Below are 439 nucleotides of genomic sequence, written 5' to 3'. Positions count from 1 at the left end.
TCTCTGTAGTAATCTCTGTAGTAATCTCTGTATACGTGTCACGTTTCAACGTAAGACCCTCTACGTCAGGACGTAACAGGTGTTCCGTTTCAACGGAGGGGGTGTTACGTTTCAACGTAATAGCTGTTCCATTTTTGCTGATGTCACTTTCCGCATCGAAGCTGTTGGTGATGGCAGCGATGGCATCAGGAATAACCCCTACAAACAGGACATTACTTACTGCTGAACCTGCTGCTGTTTTTACAGTCAGGAGATCGAGCGTAATCAGCCCGGCGTTGCGTAAACGTTTAAGCGCATCCGTCGTTTCCCTCTTTGAGAAACCAAACTGGTCAGCAAAAGCCTGATAGCTGCGTTGCAACTTATCCCCATTAAAACGCTTGCGATAACCCACCAGCGCTCCCGAAAATTCGTCTCTCACTTCTGCTGGCCGGTACCAGTA

At 48.1% G+C, this 439-nt stretch carries 1 pseudogene; it reads right to left on the bottom strand.

The window, feature by feature from the left end:
* Positions 1 to 439, bottom strand: a pseudogene (locus tag AACV31_RS17370) (replication protein); the annotation flags it as partial.

The organism is Cronobacter sp. EKM101R, assembly GCF_963888145.1.
Classification (GTDB): Bacteria; Pseudomonadota; Gammaproteobacteria; order Enterobacterales; family Enterobacteriaceae; genus Cronobacter; species Cronobacter turicensis.
Note: the sequence above shows the minus strand (reverse complement) of the source record. Positions and strands in the feature narration are given on the sequence as shown.